The sequence below is a fragment of the Deinococcus pimensis DSM 21231 genome, assembly GCF_000519345.1.
GTDB lineage: Bacteria > Deinococcota > Deinococci > Deinococcales > Deinococcaceae > Deinococcus_A > Deinococcus_A pimensis.
The window spans coordinates 140485-156968 of the sequence record NZ_KI912654.1 but is presented as its reverse complement, the minus strand read 5'-3'; the positions used below and the strand labels follow the sequence as shown (position 1 = coordinate 156968).

Sequence of the window (16484 nt, the reverse complement as noted above, 5' to 3'; positions counted from 1 at the left end):
GCAGGCCCTGGACGCCTGTACCGTCGAGGCTCAAGTGGCGGGCGCGCCTCCTCTGGCAGGAATTCGAACCTTGGCATGCCCTCTGGAGTTAGAGCGACGTCGGGAGGCACGGTGAGGCCGGCCAGGGCGTTCAATGATACGTCGTTGACCGTGGCGCTTCTTCACACGTCTTCCGTACATGTGCCGACGTTCGACGCGTTGTTCAGCGAGATCGCCCCCGGACTGCTTCTTCGGCACTTCACGCGTGAGCATCTGTTGGACCTGGCCGTGAAGCAGTCGGACCGACCGGCCCTCGTGGCGGGCGCCGTACGCGCAGTCGTAACGGAAGCGGCATGCGCCGCTTCCATCGTGTTGTGCACGTGCTCGACGATCGGCGCGTACGCCGAATCAACCCAGGGCGTTCGTGTCGTCCGGGTGGACCGCCCTATGTCGCGTCACGCGGTGAGGACGGCGGAACGCGTCCATGTGATTGCGACGTTGCGTGACGCGCTTCCGGCGACGCTGTCGTTGCTTCATGAGGAGGCCACGCAGGTCGGACATGACGTTCGCGTCACGTCGTCCGTCGTGCCCGACGCTTGGTCAACTTTCCTGTCGGGTCACCTGGATGACTACCTTGACCAGGTGGCCCGACACGTGGAGAGTGTGGCGGGTACCGTGGACGTCGTGGTACTCGCACAGGCGAGCATGGCTGGATCACTCGCTCTGCTGAACATCGAAACGCCCGTGCTCACCAGCCCACGTCTTGCTGTGCGCGAGGTCGTTCGGCTCGTTGGTCCTGAAGGGCCGTACGAGGTCACGGCGCACGGCTCGTTATGAAAGGCCGCCGGGAACCGCGTGGCCCTTCTGGGTGGTTCACGCCGCGTCAATCGCGCTTGATCGAGTCCGCGAGACGTCTGAGCCGTCCGGCTTCGTCTTGATTGAGCAGGGCGTCGGCGTCCCGCGCTGCTTGACGCAGGAGCGGCGCGGCCCGCGCGGATTCACCGCCACTCATCCACAGTTGGGCCACACGCGCGGGATCTGCTCCGCGGGACTCGAGACTGGCGGCGGCGGCGCGGCTGAGCCAACGGCGCACGCTGACGGGTGTGTCCGCGTCGAAGGCTTCGAGCACGACGTCGTGTTCGAAGCGGAGGCTCGTGACGAAGGCGGCGGCGTTGAGTGCCGCCAGTGCCTGCGTAAGGACGTCTGCCCCGACGCCAAGCGTGGTGATGAGGGCGTCCTCGTCCACGTCGGGTCCGGGGATCACCAGCGCGCGTCCCACGGTGAGGGCGACGGGTGAGAGTTCGCTGGCGCGTCGTCGGATCATCTCCCAGTGCACCGCCGCGTGGGAAGTCCGTTTGAGGGCGTCGTCGATCGTGCCTCCCTCCGTGAGGTACCTCAACGCCTAAAAAATGTACTGCGGGTTCCCGTGGGTGCTGGCGGCCACGAACGCCCGTGCGTCGGCTGACATGTGGGCGTTCACGCCGTCAATCATGTCGCTGACATCATTGGGTGCGAGTGGGCCGACGTCGATGAGGACGGCCGCGCCTTCCTCGACGACCTCCATCACGGAACGCTCGACCTTGACGTTCTGTCCCCAACGCAACGCGTTCACGCTCCGCGGAGCGGACCCATCGACTCTCGGGAACATGCGGGCCGCGCGGTACCGGGCAATGTCGATGCTGGCTGAATCGTAGTAGTGCAGGTTGTCCAGCACCACTGCCGCCGCTCCTCGGTTGGCCTCCTCGAAGAGGAGGTGGATGGCCTCGAAGAGTCGTTGTCGGTCCTGCTCGTCAGTCAGTGGTGGAAGAGGGCGGGACCGAAGTTCCGGAGTGACGCGGGGTAGCTCATCCCACACCCAGCCGGGCAGATCAAGGTTGGGACGTCCGCGCCGAGCGAATGTGCCGAGCGTACGACGCGAACGGAACACCCACGTCGCCTGGCCTGCCGTGAAGGACGATCGTGTTGCCGTGTAACGCCACGAACTCCCGCATCAGTCGGGACTTGCCAATTCCGCCGTCTCCACGCAGGAAGATGCCGAGCCCTGATGCCCAGGCGTCGTGCATGCGCGCCCACACATCCGCAGGTCCGACAAATCGCGACGACCCGAGACGTGGCCCCGGTATCGGTGGTTGCGGGCGAGTCGTGCTGGATGACAAGTGGTCACGAGTCAGGTCGTGGGCGAGTGAGAGGGTCTCGTCGAGTGGCGCCGTACCGAGCACGTCTCGCAGCAAGGTTCTGCAGTTGTCGAACGCGCGTAGTGCCGCGGCGCGGTCACCCAGCATAAAGTGAAGGCGGATGACGAGGCGATGCGCATCTTCACTGAGCGGCTCAAGTGAGAGCGCCCGTTGCGCGTACACCAAGGCGGCGGATAGGTCACCCATCGTCATCCGGTGCAGGGCGAGCCTCGTCGCGGCGTCCCGCCGGAGTCGGGCAAGCCGTTCCCGTTCGATCCTGAGCCACTCGTCGAAGTCCGGCGCGTCAGCGAAGTCGAAGCCTTCGAGCAACTCACCGTGGGTGTCGCTGAACTCGTCAAGTCGCTCCTTGAGGTAAAGCTCCTGGAAGCGCACGACGTCCACATCGACCTGAGGTCCAAGGTGGATGACGTCCGCGCCTTCAACGAGACCTTGGGCGGCGCTAAGGCGAAGCCGCCGTAACAACTGCCTCATGTTGGCGCGAGCGGCGCGCTCACCACTGTCCGGCCAGAGCCAACCTGTGAGTCGGTAATTATGGACGGCGCCGCCCAAAGCGAGATACGTGAGTACCGCGGCCGTCCTGCGCTCGAGGCGAATGAGCCCAACCGGTCGGGGTGGACAGGCTCGCGTGGCCGGTCGTTCTCAACGTCCGAGCCCGAGGAGAGAACCCGTCCGTTCCGCCCGAAGTCACGCGCCTTCCGGGCGGGTCAGGTCGCTCAGCAGGTCGCGAAGTTGCCGCTCGGCTGTGACGCCCATGACGTACTCCGCGAGACGGACCGGGTCCGCAAAGTACCGCCGCTCGCCGGTCTTGGGGTGGGTCACGCAGGCACGCCAGCGTCCCTGGAACAGGTCATGCAGGCCAATGGACGTGTCGACGTCCCGTTCCTGCCACACCCGCACAACGAAGATCGATTGGGGTGAAAGGGTCACGACGTCACCGTGGAACGCAGCCCTGAACGCTCGGCCAGCGGCAGTGAGGGAAGGCGTTGTCTGAACATGCCGCGAGTGTCGTCGAGCTCCTGTGACGTGTCTGTGACGCCCAAGGACGCTGTGCGTGACTGGACGCGGCGCGTTCAGTGTGCGCTTCACGTCCCAGTCACACGTGGGTCACACGGCTCGACGTACGTTGACCCCGCGGTTGTGGTCGGGCAGGTTGACCTCGACTTCGCGTCCAGGAGACATCATGACGAACAACGCTCAATTCAAAGTCGCCCTCGTGACGGGCGCCAACAAAGGCATCGGTTTCGAGATCGTACGGCTACTCGCTCGACGAGGACACAAGGTGCTTCTCGGCGCGCGGGACGAAGCCCGCGGTCAGGACGCCGTGCGTGAGTTGCAGCGCGAGGGTCTCGACGTCTCCCTTCAAGTCCTGGACGTCACGGACGCGGAGAGTATCCGCGCGGTCACGCGCCGAGTGCACGTGGAGTTCGGACGGTTGGACGTCCTCGTGAACAACGCAGGGATCATCCATCCTCGCGACGGCCTCGTCAGCGCCGTCAGCGACGATGTTGTCCGGAGCGTTATGGAGACGAACTTCTATGGCGCCCTCAACCTGACTCGGGCGTTACTGCCCCTGCTTCGCCGCGCAGAGCAGGCCCGGGTCGTCAACGTCTCCAGCCCACTCGCGTCCCTCACCCACAACAGCGACCCTGCGTGGGAGCTCGCGTCGTTCAAGATGCTGGCCTACCGCACCTCCAAGACGGCCCTGAACGTCTTCACCGTGCAACTCGCGTATGAGCTCAGCGGCACCGCACTCAAGGTGAACGCCGTCGCTCCCGGGTACACCCGGACGGACATGACCGGCCACGCAGGACACCTCACGCCCGCCGAGAGCGCCGCCCTTCCCGTGTGGCTTGCCACGGTCGGCCAGGATGGCCCCAACGGCGGCTTCTTCGACAACGAAGGACGCGTGCCCTGGTGAGCGCCGCGGCCATGAGTGACGCCGCACACCCATCCCATGAACCTGAAAGGACACCGTCATGCTCCGCACGCCAGTAACACCGCACCCTGAGGAGGACGACCTGCGCGCGCTAAGCGACGACTTCACCGACGCCAAAGCGACCGCGAGATGGCTTCGCTATGAAGTCGAGGAAGGGTGGCCGGATCAGGTGGTCAGCCAGTGCGTCCACGAGCCCCTCGGGCAACTGGCGTGGACCCTGCGGCCCAGCGTGTGGTACGCCCCACTGCGGGGACCACTCATGTACCGCTGGGTCGATGGTGACTTCACGGTCAGCACCCGCGTCCGCGTGCAGGACCAGCATGGCGTCTTTCCAGCCCGGTTCGGCTCCCTCGCTGGGCTCATGCTGCGCGCGCCGACCTCGGCGACTCCCGCGACGTGGCACCGCACGCTCGACAACTACGTCGTGCACGCGGCAGGGGTCGCCAGCGGGCCTCCCGGGACGAACCCTGCGATCGAGATCACCACCACCCGCGACGGTCACTCCGGCCTGGAGTGGTACGCTGGCCACGCCGACTGGGTCGAGTTACGTCTCGCGCGCGTCGGAAGTACCGTGGCGCTCCTCCACCGGTTCGAAGGGGCGGCCTGGACGCTGACGCAACTGAACGCGGTGGCACGATGGGGGTCCTGGGACTACCAGGGCAACGGACTACTCGTCCGTCCGGACCTGCCGCGTCGCGTACAGGTCGGCATCACGGCAATGGCGGACTGGGGCGTGATCCTCGGTCACCAAGGCCGAGGATTCGACAACGAGTACTTCACGAGCCCGGCGACGTTCAACGACGCGCTGCTCGACCCTGTCGAGGGTGGACTCGTGGCCCTGTTCGACCACGTAGACTTCCGCCGCCTCCACGTGCCCGAACGGTGGCAGCGCCTTGACCTCAACCGGGACGTGACGCCTCAGGACTTGATCGAGCTCATCGTAAATGGCGACCACGACAGTCGATGCGGCGTGGGCCGCGCTGACGGCGCTTAAAGAGATGCTCGACGCGCGGAGGCGCGGGCATCATGGGAAGGTTCGTCGTCATCCGCACACTTCTGACGCGGGTGACGTTCCTGAAGGTGAGGGCGAGAAGCTATCGAGAAGACCGGCACGGCGTTCCCTGCGGACGTGTCAAGAGTGAGGTGCAATGATGGGAAGCGTCGAGGATCACAACCAACGAGCCTGGAATCAGATTGCGTCAATGGGCGGACCGTACGCGCGGGCCGTGTCGCCGGAAGAGGTGTCGGCGGCCCGCGAAGGCCGTTGGGACGTCACGGTGACCGAGACGAAGCGCGTTCCGCGTGCGTGGCTGCCCGCCGTGGCTGGACTGGACGTGCTGTGCCTCGCGAGCGGTGGAGGCCAGCAAGGCCCACTCCTCGCCGCGGCGGGAGCGAACGTCACCGTACTCGACCTGAGTGAGGCCCAGCTCGGTCTTGACCGGCACGTCGCGGAGCGTGAGGGACTTCCGCTTCGGACCGTGCAGGGCAGCATGACGGACCTGAGCGTGTTCGCCGACGCGTCCTTCGACGTCATCATCCACCCGGTCGCGACGCTGTTCGTCCCGGACGTGATGCCCGTGTGGAAGGAGGCCTTCCGGACACTGCGAAGGGGCGGACGACTCGTGGCGGGCTTCATCAACCCGCTGATCTACATCTTCGACCGGCAACTCCTTGACGCTTCCGGGACGCTTGAGGTGCGGTACCAGGTGCCGTACGCTGACGAGACGCAACTCCCACAAGAAGTGCAGGACGCATACCGACGGGACGCGGCGCCCTTCGAGTTCAGCCACACCCTCACGACGCTGATCGGTGGCCAGACGGACGTCGGCTTCGTCATCGCGGGTCTGTACGAGGACGCGTACGATCCGGCACTCAACGAGCGGATTTCCAAGCACCACCCGACGATGATCGCCACGCTCGCGCTCAAGCCCTGATCCCTCGGAGCGCGGTCACGTCAGCGTGCCGCGTTCAGCTCATGGACGCTGGTGAGGGGGCGCCCTCATGCCCGCGGAACCGCATCACGTTTACCGAGGGCGCTACAGCGTGACTCGCAGGAGCGCTCTGTCATTCGTCCGGGACACCCCATGACGCACCGACGATGACACGGGCTTCCCACAGGGCGTCCCACCGCGATTGGTGGCGGCGCGCGGCCTCACTGAAGTGACGATGCGTCATGAGGGCGCACTCGACGTTCCCGACCGCTCGGTCCCGCACCACCCCGAGTGGCATACGTGACGAAGGGCCCCGAACGAACTCGAAGCCGGCGTCCTCAAACAAATGCTGCGTCGCGAATTCGGTCGCGGCGCACAGGACCGTCCGTTGCAACTCCAACTCACCGCAGGCGTGAACGTAGGTGCCGATCAGCAGCGAGCGTAACAGGCTGTATAACCGGCGGTGCTGATACGCAGACGGTCGCGTGGCGAGGCGGCCAGCGAACGCCACGCGGTCGAACGGCACGTCGTCCAACGTGTGCGTCAGAGCCTCGGCAATGTCCGGCCGTCCGGCGGCGTACCCATCTCCGGGCAACGAGAGTCCGTACCGCGCGCACACGTCGTACCGGACCAGCCGGAACGACGCGACGATCCCGAATTCGTGATGCTCCATGACCACGTGATCAGCAACGAAGTCATACGTGTCAAGCGGAAGATGCGTCGCTTTGTGCCGCGCGCTGTACGCGTCAAGCCGGAAGGAGACGAGCCGCTCGAACCACCAGCGTGTCACTTCGTCCTGCCAGGCCCTCGACGCTTCAGACAGAACGACGATCCGCAAACCCCACGAGGGATCGGGGTCGGGTTTCATCGGCGCGCCGTCACCATGTGCATGGTGATGCTCGCGAAGAACCGCCCGCCGTCGTGCCTGGCGCGCAGGTCCTCCCGCCACGCGAACACCTCGGCGTGCGTGAGCCGCCCGGCGTCACGCGCGGACCGTTCGAGCGCGTCAAACACCAGAAGTCGACGGGCAAGACGTTCATCCCGGGTGCTGAACGCAAATGACTCGACAGACACATCCCTGAAGCTGGCGTCCTGCAGGTACTCGGTGAGTCGCCGGCCCGCCATGCCATTGCGGAGCGCGTCGGTCACCGCGACCGAGCGCAGGACGCGTTCCACATGCGGCAGGGACGTGTTGACGGACAGGGAGGCAAAGTCACTTTCAAGCAGGACGACCCGCCCGCCAGGTTTGAGTACCCGGTGGAACTGCCGCACGGCGGACAAGGCGTTGCTGACGTGCAGGAGAAGCCGCTCCGCCCGGACCGCGTCGAGCGCCTCGTCCTCGAAGGGAAGGTCCTGCGCGTCCGCGTGAAGGGGATATACGCCCGCGTCGAGAACGCCCGTGGTGACATACGCGGCGGTGAACTCCGCGTCGTTGTCGACCGCGTACACCCGCCCGGTCGGTCCGACCAGCCGGGCGAGGGCGACGGCGTCCACGCCGGTCCCAGCACCCACGTCGGCGACACGTTCACCGCCACGCAGCGCGAGTGCAGCAAAGGAACGACGCTTGACGTGCTCAAGGACGTTTTGCGCGTCATGGAGATAGTCGAAAGAAGCGTGACCGGCATACGTCGGAGATAAGGCGGCGCTCTTGACCATAAGGATCCCTTCTCGCGCCCTCGGGAGGCGCCCGACTTACTGCGAGCAGCTTCGGGTCGGAACGAAGTGAAGTGAAGTGAACGAGGGGTGCTGACACGAAGGCCGTCAACGTCGCAGGTCGTGATGACGACCCTCACGTGGTTGAGGCGCAGTACGCCGACACTACGTCCGCGCCTGTGACGACCGTGTGACAGATTCATCACGTATGAGGTGGCGGCAAGTGTCCGTCACAGCATCGTCACAACGCGCTGACTAAGGTGATGCCGCGATTCCTGTTCGGGCCTGGCGGCTGGTCCTTCGATGACGAGGGACAGCCCCGTGAGGCTCGTGGTCAGGTTGATGCTGGAGGTTCCATGAAGAAAGCGCACGCCCTGATTCCGTTTCTGCTGCTGACGTTCGCCGCGGCAGCCTCACCATCGAGCACCCTCGTGATCATGGAAAGCTCGGATGTCCCGACCCTCGATCCCGCGCAGAGCTACGACACCGGTTCTGGCGCGTTCGTCGAGAACATCTACGAGACGCTGCTGCAGTACAAGGGCAACAGCCTCAAGGAACTCACGCCGCTGCTCGCGACGGACTACAAGGCCAGCAACGGTGGCAAGACCTACACGTTCACGCTGCGCAAGGGCGTGAAGTTCCACAGCGGCAACACCCTGAGCTGCGACGACGCCGAGTACACCTTCCGGCGCATCCTCGTGGTGAACAACGCGGAAGGACCGATGTGGTTCCTGGCGGAGTCGCTGCTGGGCACCAGCAAGAACGCCAACGACGACAAGAGCGTCACCTGGGACAAGATCACCAAGGCCGTCGACTGCAATGCGCAGGGTCAGCTGGTGTTCAACCTCGTCAAGCCCGACCCGACGTTCCTCGCGAAGCTGGTGTTCCAGGCGATGGGCATCGAGGACAAGAAGCACGCCGTCAAGATCGGCGAGTGGGACGGCACCGAGAAGACGTGGAAGCAGTGGGTCGGCAAGAGCCTCAACGACAGCGCGATGAGCGAGCAGCCCAGCGGGACGGGCGCGTACCAGCTCGTGCGGCGTGACGCGAACAACGTCATCCTCAAGGCCTTCCCCGGGTACTGGGGCAAGAAGCCCGACATCGAGAACGTCGTTGTGCAGCGCGTCCCCGAGCAGGCCACGCGCCTCGAGGCGTTCAAGCGCGGCGACGCGGACCTCATCGAGACGGGCCCGCGCGGCGTGCTCGAACAGCTTCGCGGCGTTCCGGGCGTCGTGGTGGAGGACGACCTGCCGAGCGCCGCAGCCAGCACGATCTTCATGAACCAGAAGATCAACGACCCGAAGGCGCTCGGCAGCGGCAAGCTCGACGGCAAGGGCATTCCCGCGAACTTCTTCAGTGACGTCAACGTGCGGCGTGGGTTCAGCTACGCCTTCGACTACGGCCGCTACATCAAGGAAGTCCAGCAGGGCAAGGGCAAGCAGCGCACCATGGCGCTGCCCGAGAGCTTCCCCGGGTACGACGAGAACGTCAAGAAGTACACCTTCAACCCCAAGCTCGCCGCGGACTACTTCAAGCGCGCGTGGGGCGGGGAGCTGTGGAAGAACGGCTTCGTCCTCAACGCGAACTACCGCGCGGGCAGCATCGCCGCGCAGACGGGGATGGAGCTGCTCAAGTCGTCGCTGGAGGCGATCAACCCGAAGTTCAAGGTCAACATCCAGGCCAAGCAGTGGTCCGAGATGCTCAAGGACGCCGACGCCAGCAAGGAAGCCATGATCTCGCTCGCGTGGGTGGCGGACTACGCCGACCCGGACAACTTCATGTACACCTACTACAGCAGCAAGGGCTACTACAGCCCGCGCCTGAACTACCTCGACAAGAACGTCGACGCGTGGCTCGATCAGGCGCGCGCCACCACCGACGTGAAGAAACGCGAGCAGTTGTACAGCCTCGTCGGGAACCGCGCGTTCGAGACGGCGCCCGTCATCCTGCTACCCGCCGGGATCGGCTTCACCGTGCACCGTGACACCCTGATGGGCGTCGGGAAGAACACGTACAACCCCATGCGGAGCTTCTCGTACACCGGCACGTACTGGCGTGACCTGTCAAAGAAGTAACGCCAAATCCAGCGGCGGCGAACGCGTTCGCCGCCGCTCATTTTGACGAGGTCTTCATGCTCAAGTTCATCGTCGCGCGACTCGCGCAACTCCCCCTGGTACTGCTGGCCCTCACGATCCTGATCGTCGCGCTGCTCCAACTGCTCAGCCCGCAGGAGCGCGCCGTCGCCTACATTACCAACGACGCGCAGGCCCGTAACCTCGATACCGTCATCAAGCAGCGCGGCCTCGACCAGCCGTTCCTGACGCAGTACGCTGTGTGGCTCAGCGGCGCCGTCAGAGGGGACCTCGGCGTGTCCAAGGCGTCCGGCAAGCCCGTCATGACGACCATCCAGGAGCGGCTCCCCGCTACGATCGAGCTGACGCTCTTCGCCGCCGTGCCGATCATCGGGTTCGGCGTGTGGCTCGGTACGCTCTCGGCCCTGCGCCGCGACAGCGTCATCGACCAGTTCGTGAGGGCCTTCGCGGTCATTGGCTTCAGCCTCCCGACCTTCGTCCTCGGGATCGTCATGCTGGTGGTGTTCTACGGCGCGCTCGGCTGGCTGCCTGGAAGCGGCAACCTCGAAATCATCAACGTCCTGACTGTGACCGCGCCGGATTTCCACCGTTACACCGGACTTGTCACGCTCGACGCGCTGCTCAACGGCAAGATCGACGTGTTCCTCGACGCGCTGCGGCACCTTGTCCTGCCAGCCGTGACGCTCGTCATCGTCGCGAGCGCCAGCCTCATCAAGGTGATGCGTACCCAGATGCTCGAGTCCCTGCAGAGCGACTACGTCCGCACGGCCCGCGCGAAGGGGCTGGGTGACCGCGCGGTGCACCTCAAGCACGCCCGCCGCAACGCGCTGCTGCCGGTCGTCACGCTCTCGGGCTTCACCGTGATCAACCTACTGTCCGGCTCGATCATCACCGAAAGTATCTTCGGGTACCCCGGCATCGGACAGTGGGCGGCGGACGCCGCGTCCCGCCTCGACGTCCCAGGCGTCATCGGCTTCGCGCTGCTCTCCGCGGTGGTGGTGCTGGTTGTCGGCACCGCGACGGACATCCTGTACTCGCTGGTCGATCCACGCGTGAGGTACGACTGATGCGCAGCCTGTCCCTACCGCCACGGGGCTCGGCCCCCGCGAGGAGCGGCTGGTGGACGTCAAGGCCGATGCGGCGCCTCAGGGCCAACAAGGCCGCCATGGGCGGCCTCGCGCTCGTGATGATGTTCGCCCTCGTCGCGATGTTCGCGCCGCTGCTCGCACCCCCCACCGGCAACTGCGCACGCGACCTGAACGTCATGTCGTCGCGTGACGTGTACTCGCCCGTCTCGCGGGTGTTCTGGAAGGCCGTCTTCTCTGCCCCGCCCAGCTGTTACCTCGTCACTCGAGTCAGCTTCTCGGAACTGCCGAGCCCACCGCGCCGCGCCGCGCCCTTCGGGGTCAGCCGCGGGTACGACGTGTACTACGGCATCGTATGGGGCACGCGAATCACACTGGGTCTGGGCGTGGCGATCTGTCTGATCAACCTGCTCGTCGGTACGGTCGTGGGTGCGGTGTCCGGCTACTATGGCGGCGTCGTCGATCTGCTGATCCAGCGGTTCATTGACGTGTTGTTCTCGTTTCCCGGACTGGTGCTGACGGTGGTACTCGTGACCATCCTCAAGCCGAGTCTGGTGACGATCGTCCTTGCATTCACGCTGACCGGCTGGGCGACGTACGCGCGGATCGTGCGGGGCGACATCCTGCGAGTCCGCGCGCTGGAGTACGTGGACGCCGCGCGAGCGCTCGGCGCGCGGGACGCGCGCCTGATCTTCCGTCACGTGCTCCCCAACGCGGTGGCGAGCGCGCTCACACTGGTGGTGCTCGAACTCGGCACTGTTCCGCTCGGCGTGGCGGCGTTGTCATTCCTGGGGCTCGGCCTTCCCGTCGGATTCGCCGACTGGGGGCAACTGATCGGTTTCGCACGCGCGTGGATTCAGGGGCCGCCCGGCTCGCCGTTCGGGTACTGGTACATCACCTTCTTCCCTGCCGCCGCGATCGTGCTGTACAGCCTGTCGTGGAACTTGCTCGGTGACGGGCTCCGCGACGCGTTCGATCCACGTTCCCGCTGACAAGCGGAGGGTGAGCTCGCCCGGGCGGTACATAAGCAGGTGGACGCCCCGCGCGAAGCGCCGCTGAATCAGAACGAGCTGAGTTTTCGCGTCGGCAGCGTACGAGGGGTGCGGGTGTCCTTGTGGGACTTGAGCTGGGTTGAGGAGGCGCGCGTGGTGAACTGCTGATGCGGATGACCCGCTCGAAGGGATGTTGGTGTGGCGCTCGTCAATCAAGGCGTCACAACACGGTCACACCTCGCGCTTGAGGATACCGATGAAGCGGATATCGCTTCAACAGGAGGATGTATGAAGAATGTCGTTCAAGCTGTTCTCGCCCTTGTTATTCTTGCTGGGACCGTAAGCACCTCGTTCGCTCAACCGGTGCAGGATCCGTGCAATACGACCAACGGCGGGCCTCGTTGTATTCAGTAATCAAAGACACCACTCCGTAATGCGCTTGGCGCTCGGTAAAGGATAATACTGCGAGACAGCCAACGCTTGATGTTGTCCTGCCTCTCGAGGTGCTGGATAAGCAAGAGCTCGTCCAGCACCTCGCGTATGGTTGGTCAGCTGCAGTGGTGGCGACTCGGATACCCATGTCTGGGCGTACTGTGAGACCATTCGAGCGACAAGCCAGTCGGCCCGACGTGGCTCCTTACACGCCCTCACCACGGTCTTGGCAAGTTGTTGGGCCTGCGGAACACCAGCAGCCTTAAACCCAGGCTGCTTGCTGTAGCACTACGCGCCATCTCTTGAACGCTGCTCAATGTTGAGAGCGACGCTGCTCAGCGGGGACAGTGGAACGGGCGGGGTGATGAAGGTTCGTCACTCGGTCGTGCAGGCTGAGACTGCCTTGCGCCCGTCTTCATGACCGAAACCCGCGTTGCTGTCGCGCTTGTCTCCGTGTGGAACGGTGAGAGTGCTCAATCAGGCTGTTGCAGCGGGCCGTAGAGACAACGTGGAGGTGCTCCACAGCGAGATGCCCGGGAAGCTCGTGTAGCGCTGCGCCGTAGCTTCCCAGCGTATCCGTGTGGACGGCTTCTGGAACGGCCTACTCGCTCCGCAGCCGGTCGAAGAAGGCTTTGGCGGCCTCAGTGTCACAGCGTTCCTGCAAGAAGACATCGAGACAGCGTCATGTTCATCGACGGCTCTCCACAGCCAGGATTTGACACCGCCGACGTCCACGCACATCTCGTCAAGGTGCCAGCGGGAACAGGGGCGGGGTTCCAGGTGCCGTACACCTTGGGCGAAGAGGTGACTGAACTTGCTGCATCATGTGCGAATAGATTCGCGGGTAACGGAGACGCCGCGTTCCAGCAGCAATACGGTGTAGCCGATGCTGGCGAGGGGAACTGGTAACCAGGGAGCTTCTGACCGCTCAGCACCGCTTCACCTTACCCCAACAACTTGCCACAACCGGTCGCGGTGACGGCCAGCAGCTCTACGGGTTTGGCGTTGATGTCGGACGGAATGGTCGTGGCTTGGGGGAACATCGGCTATGGTCAGACGGCCGTTCCTGCAGGCCTCGTCGTCTAGCAGCCTTGACATGGAGCGGACGTTTGCGCTGTTGACGCGAGGTGTGGACGTAGATCTGCACTTTGAGGAGTAGCGGCTTGTAGAAAACTTTCCGTGGTGTAGTTCAGGTACCGTTCCTAGGTTGAGGCGGTGCCCGAACCGACCCGCCGACGTCCGCGCCACCCCATCAATCACTCCGCGCGGCTCGGGCGGGTCGTTCAACAACTCCGTGAAGAACGCGGCATGTCGCAGGAAACCCTCGCGGATCTCGCGCAGCTCGACCGCACATACGTCAGCATGCTCGAACGCGGCCTGCACCGCGTCTCCCTCGAAATCGCCGCCGCCATCTCCGGAGCCTTCGACCTGTCCTTGCCGGAACTGATCACCCGCGTCGAGCGCGAACGCTCGCAGGACGCCTCGAAGGACTGACCCTAAGAAGCTGTTTCACGACCTGACCCCGAAGACGAGAGAGGGTCACGGTATCAATTCACCGTGACCCTCTCTCAACCGTTTTTGCTCAGTGGCCGCTGGTGGCCTTGAGTCCCACAATTCCGACGATCATGAGCGCCAGGAACACCAGTCGCGCGAGCGTCGCCGGTTCCTTGAACAGGATCATGCCCAGTACCGCCGCGCCAGCCGCACCGATCCCCACCCACACGCCGTACGCTCCCGACCGTCCTGGTCGCCAGGCCGAGCAGGCTGATGCTCGCAATCATGCTGGCGACCGTCAGGACGGTCGGGAGCGTACGGGTCAAGCCCTCGGTGAACTTGAGGCCGACGGCCCAGCCGACTTCGAGGAGGCCGGCGACGAACAGGAGCATCCAAGCCATGAGATGACACCTCCACGTGTCGCGCCGTCTTGTCCTGACCAGGTACGGCGTTACTCTCGTCCGGGTGCCAGCTCCCTATAAGGGCAGGAAGGCAACACAGGAAGTCTATCCGGCGTGTGTAGGCAGGCGGTCAGCACGCCGGGGTGAGGGCAGCATACAGGTCGTGAAACAGGCTCTCAGGCCGCGCATCTTCAGGCTCGTCGTCACGACCTGCCTTGTAGAATGTTTTCTACATGCGATGTGCCTCCCTTCTGCTTAGCCTCACCCTCACCACCGCCTCCGCCGCCGCCTTCCAGGACATCACCCTTCTCAAAACCCATACCCTTAACGCTTACGACACCCTGTGGTCCGCCGCCGTCAGCCCTGACGGCCACACCCTCGCCCTCGGCTCCAGCGACCTCCTCCAAACCCGCGATCTGATCACCGGAAACCTCAAGTGGAAGAGCACCGTCATCCATGACCACGCCGACTGGGCCGGGAGCCTCAAGTACAGCCGTGACGGCAGCACCCTCTTCGCCCTCGCTTCCACCGTCACGATCGACGGCACCAACACCAGCGTGCACGTGTTCCTCGCCGACACGGGCCGCTTGATCAGCATGAGCGGCGACTTCCCTGACCTCACCGCCTACGCCCCCAACAAAAACGGGCAGAACGCGCTCTTCGGCGATCCACAAGGCCACGTCGCCCTGATCGACACGGTCAGCTGGAAAGGCGTCTCCCTCATGCCCAGCATGACTCGAGCCAGAATCCGCGAGATCCGGTACCGACCCAACACCTATCAAGCCGGCTTCACTGATGATGCCGAACAGTTAACCCTGTGGACCGTCGACGAGGAGAGTCGACGTGTCAACTTGCCCTACAAACTCGGTGACCTTCAGTTCCACCCCAGTCGTCCCTGGCTCGCCGTCGGCACCGCGGCAGGCACGGTGGAGCTCGTCGACGTGGACACCACCCAGGTCGTCCGGCAGTTCAAGACGGGCACATCCCTCGTGAACACCGTCGCGTTCAACAAGAACGGCACCCTGCTCGCCGCGGGCGACGCGCGAGGTCAGGTGAATGTGTTCGCCAGCGCGACCGGACGCAAGGTGTGGAGCCTCTCCGTTCCGAATGTGTCGATTGAGGGTGTGTGGTTTGGTGGGGACAACAAGACCCTCGTCGTTCGGACGCAGGGGCGGGGAATGAGCCTCGCGCAGGCGGTGAGGGTGTACGGCTCGAAGCGCGGTGCGGCCGTGTTTACAGGACCCTGAGGCCGTGTGAGGTGTGAGGTGGAAGAGCGACGAGTCGGTCATGTTGCCATGTTGAATTCCCCGTCATTATCTTCAACCTCACATCCTTTACTTACTACCGAGCCTTCTTTACAGTGTCACGGCAGGGAGTCCACAAGGAGGACAACGATGACTCGAATCAGGAAATTACAGCCCAACGGGATGAACTACCGCAAGGTCTTTCAGGTCAACGAGGAAGTCAATCAGCTGCTCGCCGACAGCAAAGACACCCTGACCTTACGACTCCGCCCGGCTGACCGGGCCGGAATCGGCGGCTACCCGGATCCCAGCGAAGGGCAGATCATCCGCCTTGCCCTTCGCCTGCTGCATTACGACCTGCACCGCGACATGCCCCTCGAAGAGCAAGCGCAACGGCTGCAGCTCATCCGCTCCATGCTCGCCTACGAACGCAACGAATCCAAGGAAGTACACCGCAACAGCCAGCAGAACCTCGAGCGCCGCCGCAGGTAACCACAGGAACACGAGCGCCCACCCTGCACGTACAGGGTGGGCGCTCGTGTTCCGTCAGGTCACGCTCGGTTTCGCCGGGCAGGTGAGGCGAGCCCGGATCTCGTCACCGGACAGCCGCGCCTCCTGCGTCTCAGCCGCTCCCGCCTGTCGGGCGAGCTGCGCCTCGAGCACGTCGAGGACACCACGGAGCCGTTCGAGACGCAGAGCCGTCATCGCCCACACGTCAGGAGCGCTTGGAGGCTCAGCAGGAAGGACGTGCGCCACGGCGAGCGTCAGCAGGTCCAGGACGTCAAGGGACACGTCGCGCGCGAGGTCGTCCAGCCGTGACTGAACCAGGGTGGTCTGCTCAGGGGTGAGCTCGAGCGGCCAGAGGCGTTGGTCCCGTTCCGCCCGCAGGGCCGCTTCACCCCGGTCGGGCGTGCGGGACCGTCGGGCGACGGACTGGGCAAGCAGCGCGTGCAGGGTCAGTTCGAGTTCCATCGTTCGTACGGCTTCATCAGGTTGTTCGTTTTCGTGCACGGTGTCCTCCTCTGTGTGGCGCTGAAGTTGACCGTACC

19 protein-coding genes, 2 pseudogenes and 1 riboswitch are annotated in these 16484 nt (G+C 64.5%); of the genes and pseudogenes, 11 read left to right on the top strand and 10 right to left on the bottom strand.

Annotation, left to right across the window (positions count from 1 at the left end):
• The first annotated feature begins 144 nt into the window (after window positions 1-144).
• On the top strand, window positions 145-816 hold the full coding sequence (locus DEIPI_RS31595; protein WP_045234471.1) for a hypothetical protein: 672 nt from the start codon (window positions 145-147) through the stop codon (window positions 814-816).
• Between the two features lie 46 nt (window positions 817-862).
• Here the strand turns inward: DEIPI_RS31595 and DEIPI_RS0115610 are convergent, their stop codons facing one another.
• From DEIPI_RS0115610 to DEIPI_RS0115595, 4 genes are all read right to left on the bottom strand, one after another.
• Window positions 863-1378 carry a hypothetical protein gene (locus DEIPI_RS0115610; RefSeq protein ID WP_027482397.1) on the bottom strand — a complete coding sequence of 172 codons (516 nt, stop codon included), beginning with the start codon at window positions 1376-1378 and terminating at the stop codon, window positions 863-865.
• 3 nt (window positions 1379-1381) lie between these two features.
• Window positions 1382-1693, bottom strand: a complete 312-nt coding sequence (locus DEIPI_RS0115605) for a hypothetical protein (protein ID WP_169737130.1) — start codon at window positions 1691-1693, stop codon at window positions 1382-1384.
• 154 nt (window positions 1694-1847) lie between these two features.
• Window positions 1848-2645: a bacterial transcriptional activator domain-containing protein gene (locus DEIPI_RS0115600; protein WP_084474369.1), complete on the bottom strand. Its 798-nt coding sequence runs from the start codon at window positions 2643-2645 to the stop codon at window positions 1848-1850.
• A gap of 213 nt (window positions 2646-2858) precedes the next feature.
• Window positions 2859-3101 carry a hypothetical protein gene (locus DEIPI_RS0115595; protein WP_157463714.1) on the bottom strand — a complete coding sequence of 81 codons (243 nt, stop codon included), beginning with the start codon at window positions 3099-3101 and terminating at the stop codon, window positions 2859-2861.
• 253 nt (window positions 3102-3354) lie between these two features.
• On the opposite strand from DEIPI_RS0115595, the gene DEIPI_RS0115590 reads away from it, so the two are divergent.
• The 3 genes from DEIPI_RS0115590 (at window position 3355) to DEIPI_RS0115580 (ending at window position 6044) form a co-directional block, all read left to right on the top strand.
• The gene (locus tag DEIPI_RS0115590) at window positions 3355-4092 is read left to right on the top strand and encodes an SDR family oxidoreductase (protein WP_027482393.1); all 738 of its coding nucleotides are present in this window, start codon (window positions 3355-3357) and stop codon (window positions 4090-4092) included.
• 58 nt (window positions 4093-4150) lie between these two features.
• Complete coding sequence (locus DEIPI_RS0115585) at window positions 4151-5104, top strand: DUF1349 domain-containing protein (RefSeq protein WP_027482392.1); 954 nt, start codon at window positions 4151-4153, stop codon at window positions 5102-5104.
• A gap of 208 nt (window positions 5105-5312) precedes the next feature.
• Window positions 5313-6044 carry a class I SAM-dependent methyltransferase gene (locus tag DEIPI_RS0115580; RefSeq protein ID WP_045234439.1) on the top strand — a complete coding sequence of 244 codons (732 nt, stop codon included), beginning with the start codon at window positions 5313-5315 and terminating at the stop codon, window positions 6042-6044.
• Window positions 6045-6174: 130 nt separating this feature from the next.
• On the opposite strand, the gene DEIPI_RS0115575 is transcribed toward DEIPI_RS0115580, so the two are convergent.
• Together DEIPI_RS0115575 and DEIPI_RS35655 are read right to left on the bottom strand one after the other, a co-directional pair.
• Window positions 6175-6909: a hypothetical protein gene (locus DEIPI_RS0115575; protein ID WP_157463713.1), complete on the bottom strand. Its 735-nt coding sequence runs from the start codon at window positions 6907-6909 to the stop codon at window positions 6175-6177.
• Window positions 6906-7697: a methyltransferase domain-containing protein gene (locus DEIPI_RS35655; RefSeq protein WP_084474366.1), complete on the bottom strand. Its 792-nt coding sequence runs from the start codon at window positions 7695-7697 to the stop codon at window positions 6906-6908. The genes DEIPI_RS0115575 and DEIPI_RS35655 overlap by 4 nt, the downstream gene beginning before the upstream one ends.
• Window positions 7698-8050: 353 nt before the next feature.
• Between DEIPI_RS35655 and DEIPI_RS0115565 the strand changes: the two genes are divergently transcribed.
• The 3 genes from DEIPI_RS0115565 (at window position 8051) to DEIPI_RS0115555 (ending at window position 11864) form a co-directional block, all read left to right on the top strand.
• The gene (locus DEIPI_RS0115565) at window positions 8051-9769 is read left to right on the top strand and encodes an ABC transporter substrate-binding protein (RefSeq protein ID WP_027482388.1); all 1719 of its coding nucleotides are present in this window, start codon (window positions 8051-8053) and stop codon (window positions 9767-9769) included.
• Window positions 9770-9825: 56 nt separating this feature from the next.
• Window positions 9826-10854, top strand: a complete 1029-nt coding sequence (locus DEIPI_RS0115560; RefSeq protein WP_027482387.1) for an ABC transporter permease — start codon at window positions 9826-9828, stop codon at window positions 10852-10854.
• Between the two features lie 68 nt (window positions 10855-10922).
• Complete coding sequence (locus tag DEIPI_RS0115555) at window positions 10923-11864, top strand: ABC transporter permease (RefSeq protein WP_245588577.1); 942 nt, start codon at window positions 10923-10925, stop codon at window positions 11862-11864.
• Window positions 11865-12609: 745 nt separating this feature from the next.
• On the opposite strand, the pseudogene DEIPI_RS42275 reads toward DEIPI_RS0115555, so the two are convergent.
• A pseudogene (locus tag DEIPI_RS42275) lies at window positions 12610-13214 on the bottom strand (IS6 family transposase); the annotation flags it as partial.
• Between the two features lie 57 nt (window positions 13215-13271).
• On the opposite strand from DEIPI_RS42275, the gene DEIPI_RS42270 reads away from it, so the two are divergent.
• Both DEIPI_RS42270 and DEIPI_RS0115540 read left to right on the top strand, forming a co-directional pair.
• Complete coding sequence (locus DEIPI_RS42270; protein ID WP_425387866.1) at window positions 13272-13382, top strand: hypothetical protein; 111 nt, start codon at window positions 13272-13274, stop codon at window positions 13380-13382.
• A gap of 129 nt (window positions 13383-13511) precedes the next feature.
• On the top strand, window positions 13512-13790 hold the full coding sequence (locus tag DEIPI_RS0115540) for a helix-turn-helix domain-containing protein (protein WP_157463710.1): 279 nt from the start codon (window positions 13512-13514) through the stop codon (window positions 13788-13790).
• An 88-nt stretch (window positions 13791-13878) separates the two neighbouring features.
• Here DEIPI_RS0115540 and DEIPI_RS42265 read toward each other — a convergent pair whose 3' ends face one another.
• Window positions 13879-14019, bottom strand: a complete 141-nt coding sequence (locus tag DEIPI_RS42265) for a DMT family transporter (RefSeq protein ID WP_281173226.1) — start codon at window positions 14017-14019, stop codon at window positions 13879-13881.
• 76 nt (window positions 14020-14095) lie between these two features.
• Window positions 14096-14182: pseudogene (locus tag DEIPI_RS42260) on the bottom strand (hypothetical protein); the annotation flags it as partial.
• 27 nt (window positions 14183-14209) lie between these two features.
• A riboswitch (guanidine-III (ykkC-III) riboswitch) is annotated at window positions 14210-14268 on the bottom strand.
• A gap of 156 nt (window positions 14269-14424) precedes the next feature.
• Here DEIPI_RS42260 and DEIPI_RS0115530 point away from each other — a divergent pair.
• Both DEIPI_RS0115530 and DEIPI_RS0115525 read left to right on the top strand, forming a co-directional pair.
• Window positions 14425-15438: a WD40 repeat domain-containing protein gene (locus tag DEIPI_RS0115530; RefSeq protein WP_027482384.1), complete on the top strand. Its 1014-nt coding sequence runs from the start codon at window positions 14425-14427 to the stop codon at window positions 15436-15438.
• A 147-nt stretch (window positions 15439-15585) separates the two neighbouring features.
• Window positions 15586-15927 (top strand): hypothetical protein, encoded by a 342-nt coding sequence (locus DEIPI_RS0115525; protein ID WP_157463709.1) that lies wholly within the window; start codon window positions 15586-15588, stop codon window positions 15925-15927.
• A gap of 54 nt (window positions 15928-15981) precedes the next feature.
• Here the strand turns inward: DEIPI_RS0115525 and DEIPI_RS0115520 are convergent, their stop codons facing one another.
• Window positions 15982-16446 carry a hypothetical protein gene (locus DEIPI_RS0115520; protein WP_157463708.1) on the bottom strand — a complete coding sequence of 155 codons (465 nt, stop codon included), beginning with the start codon at window positions 16444-16446 and terminating at the stop codon, window positions 15982-15984.
• Window positions 16447-16484: the final 38 nt, after the last annotated feature.

Excerpts from the sequence above, each read along its gene's own strand:
- DEIPI_RS0115580 (WP_045234439.1), top strand. The coding sequence starts at position 5,313 with ATGGGCGGACCGTACGCGCGGGCCGTGTCGCCGGAAGAGGTGTCGGCG.
- DEIPI_RS0115565 (WP_027482388.1), top strand. The coding sequence starts at position 8,051 with ATGAAGAAAGCGCACGCCCTGATTCCGTTTCTGCTGCTGACGTTCGCC.
- DEIPI_RS35655 (WP_084474366.1), bottom strand. The coding sequence starts at position 7,697 with ATGGTCAAGAGCGCCGCCTTATCTCCGACGTATGCCGGTCACGCTTCT.
- DEIPI_RS0115575 (WP_157463713.1), bottom strand. The coding sequence starts at position 6,909 with ATGAAACCCGACCCCGATCCCTCGTGGGGTTTGCGGATCGTCGTTCTG.
- DEIPI_RS0115525 (WP_157463709.1), top strand. The coding sequence starts at position 15,586 with ATGACTCGAATCAGGAAATTACAGCCCAACGGGATGAACTACCGCAAG.
- DEIPI_RS0115555 (WP_245588577.1), top strand. The coding sequence starts at position 10,923 with ATGCGGCGCCTCAGGGCCAACAAGGCCGCCATGGGCGGCCTCGCGCTC.
- DEIPI_RS0115600 (WP_084474369.1), bottom strand. The coding sequence starts at position 2,645 with ATGAGGCAGTTGTTACGGCGGCTTCGCCTTAGCGCCGCCCAAGGTCTC.
- DEIPI_RS0115590 (WP_027482393.1), top strand. The coding sequence starts at position 3,355 with ATGACGAACAACGCTCAATTCAAAGTCGCCCTCGTGACGGGCGCCAAC.
- DEIPI_RS0115585 (WP_027482392.1), top strand. The coding sequence starts at position 4,151 with ATGCTCCGCACGCCAGTAACACCGCACCCTGAGGAGGACGACCTGCGC.
- DEIPI_RS0115560 (WP_027482387.1), top strand. The coding sequence starts at position 9,826 with ATGCTCAAGTTCATCGTCGCGCGACTCGCGCAACTCCCCCTGGTACTG.
- DEIPI_RS0115530 (WP_027482384.1), top strand. The coding sequence starts at position 14,425 with ATGCGATGTGCCTCCCTTCTGCTTAGCCTCACCCTCACCACCGCCTCC.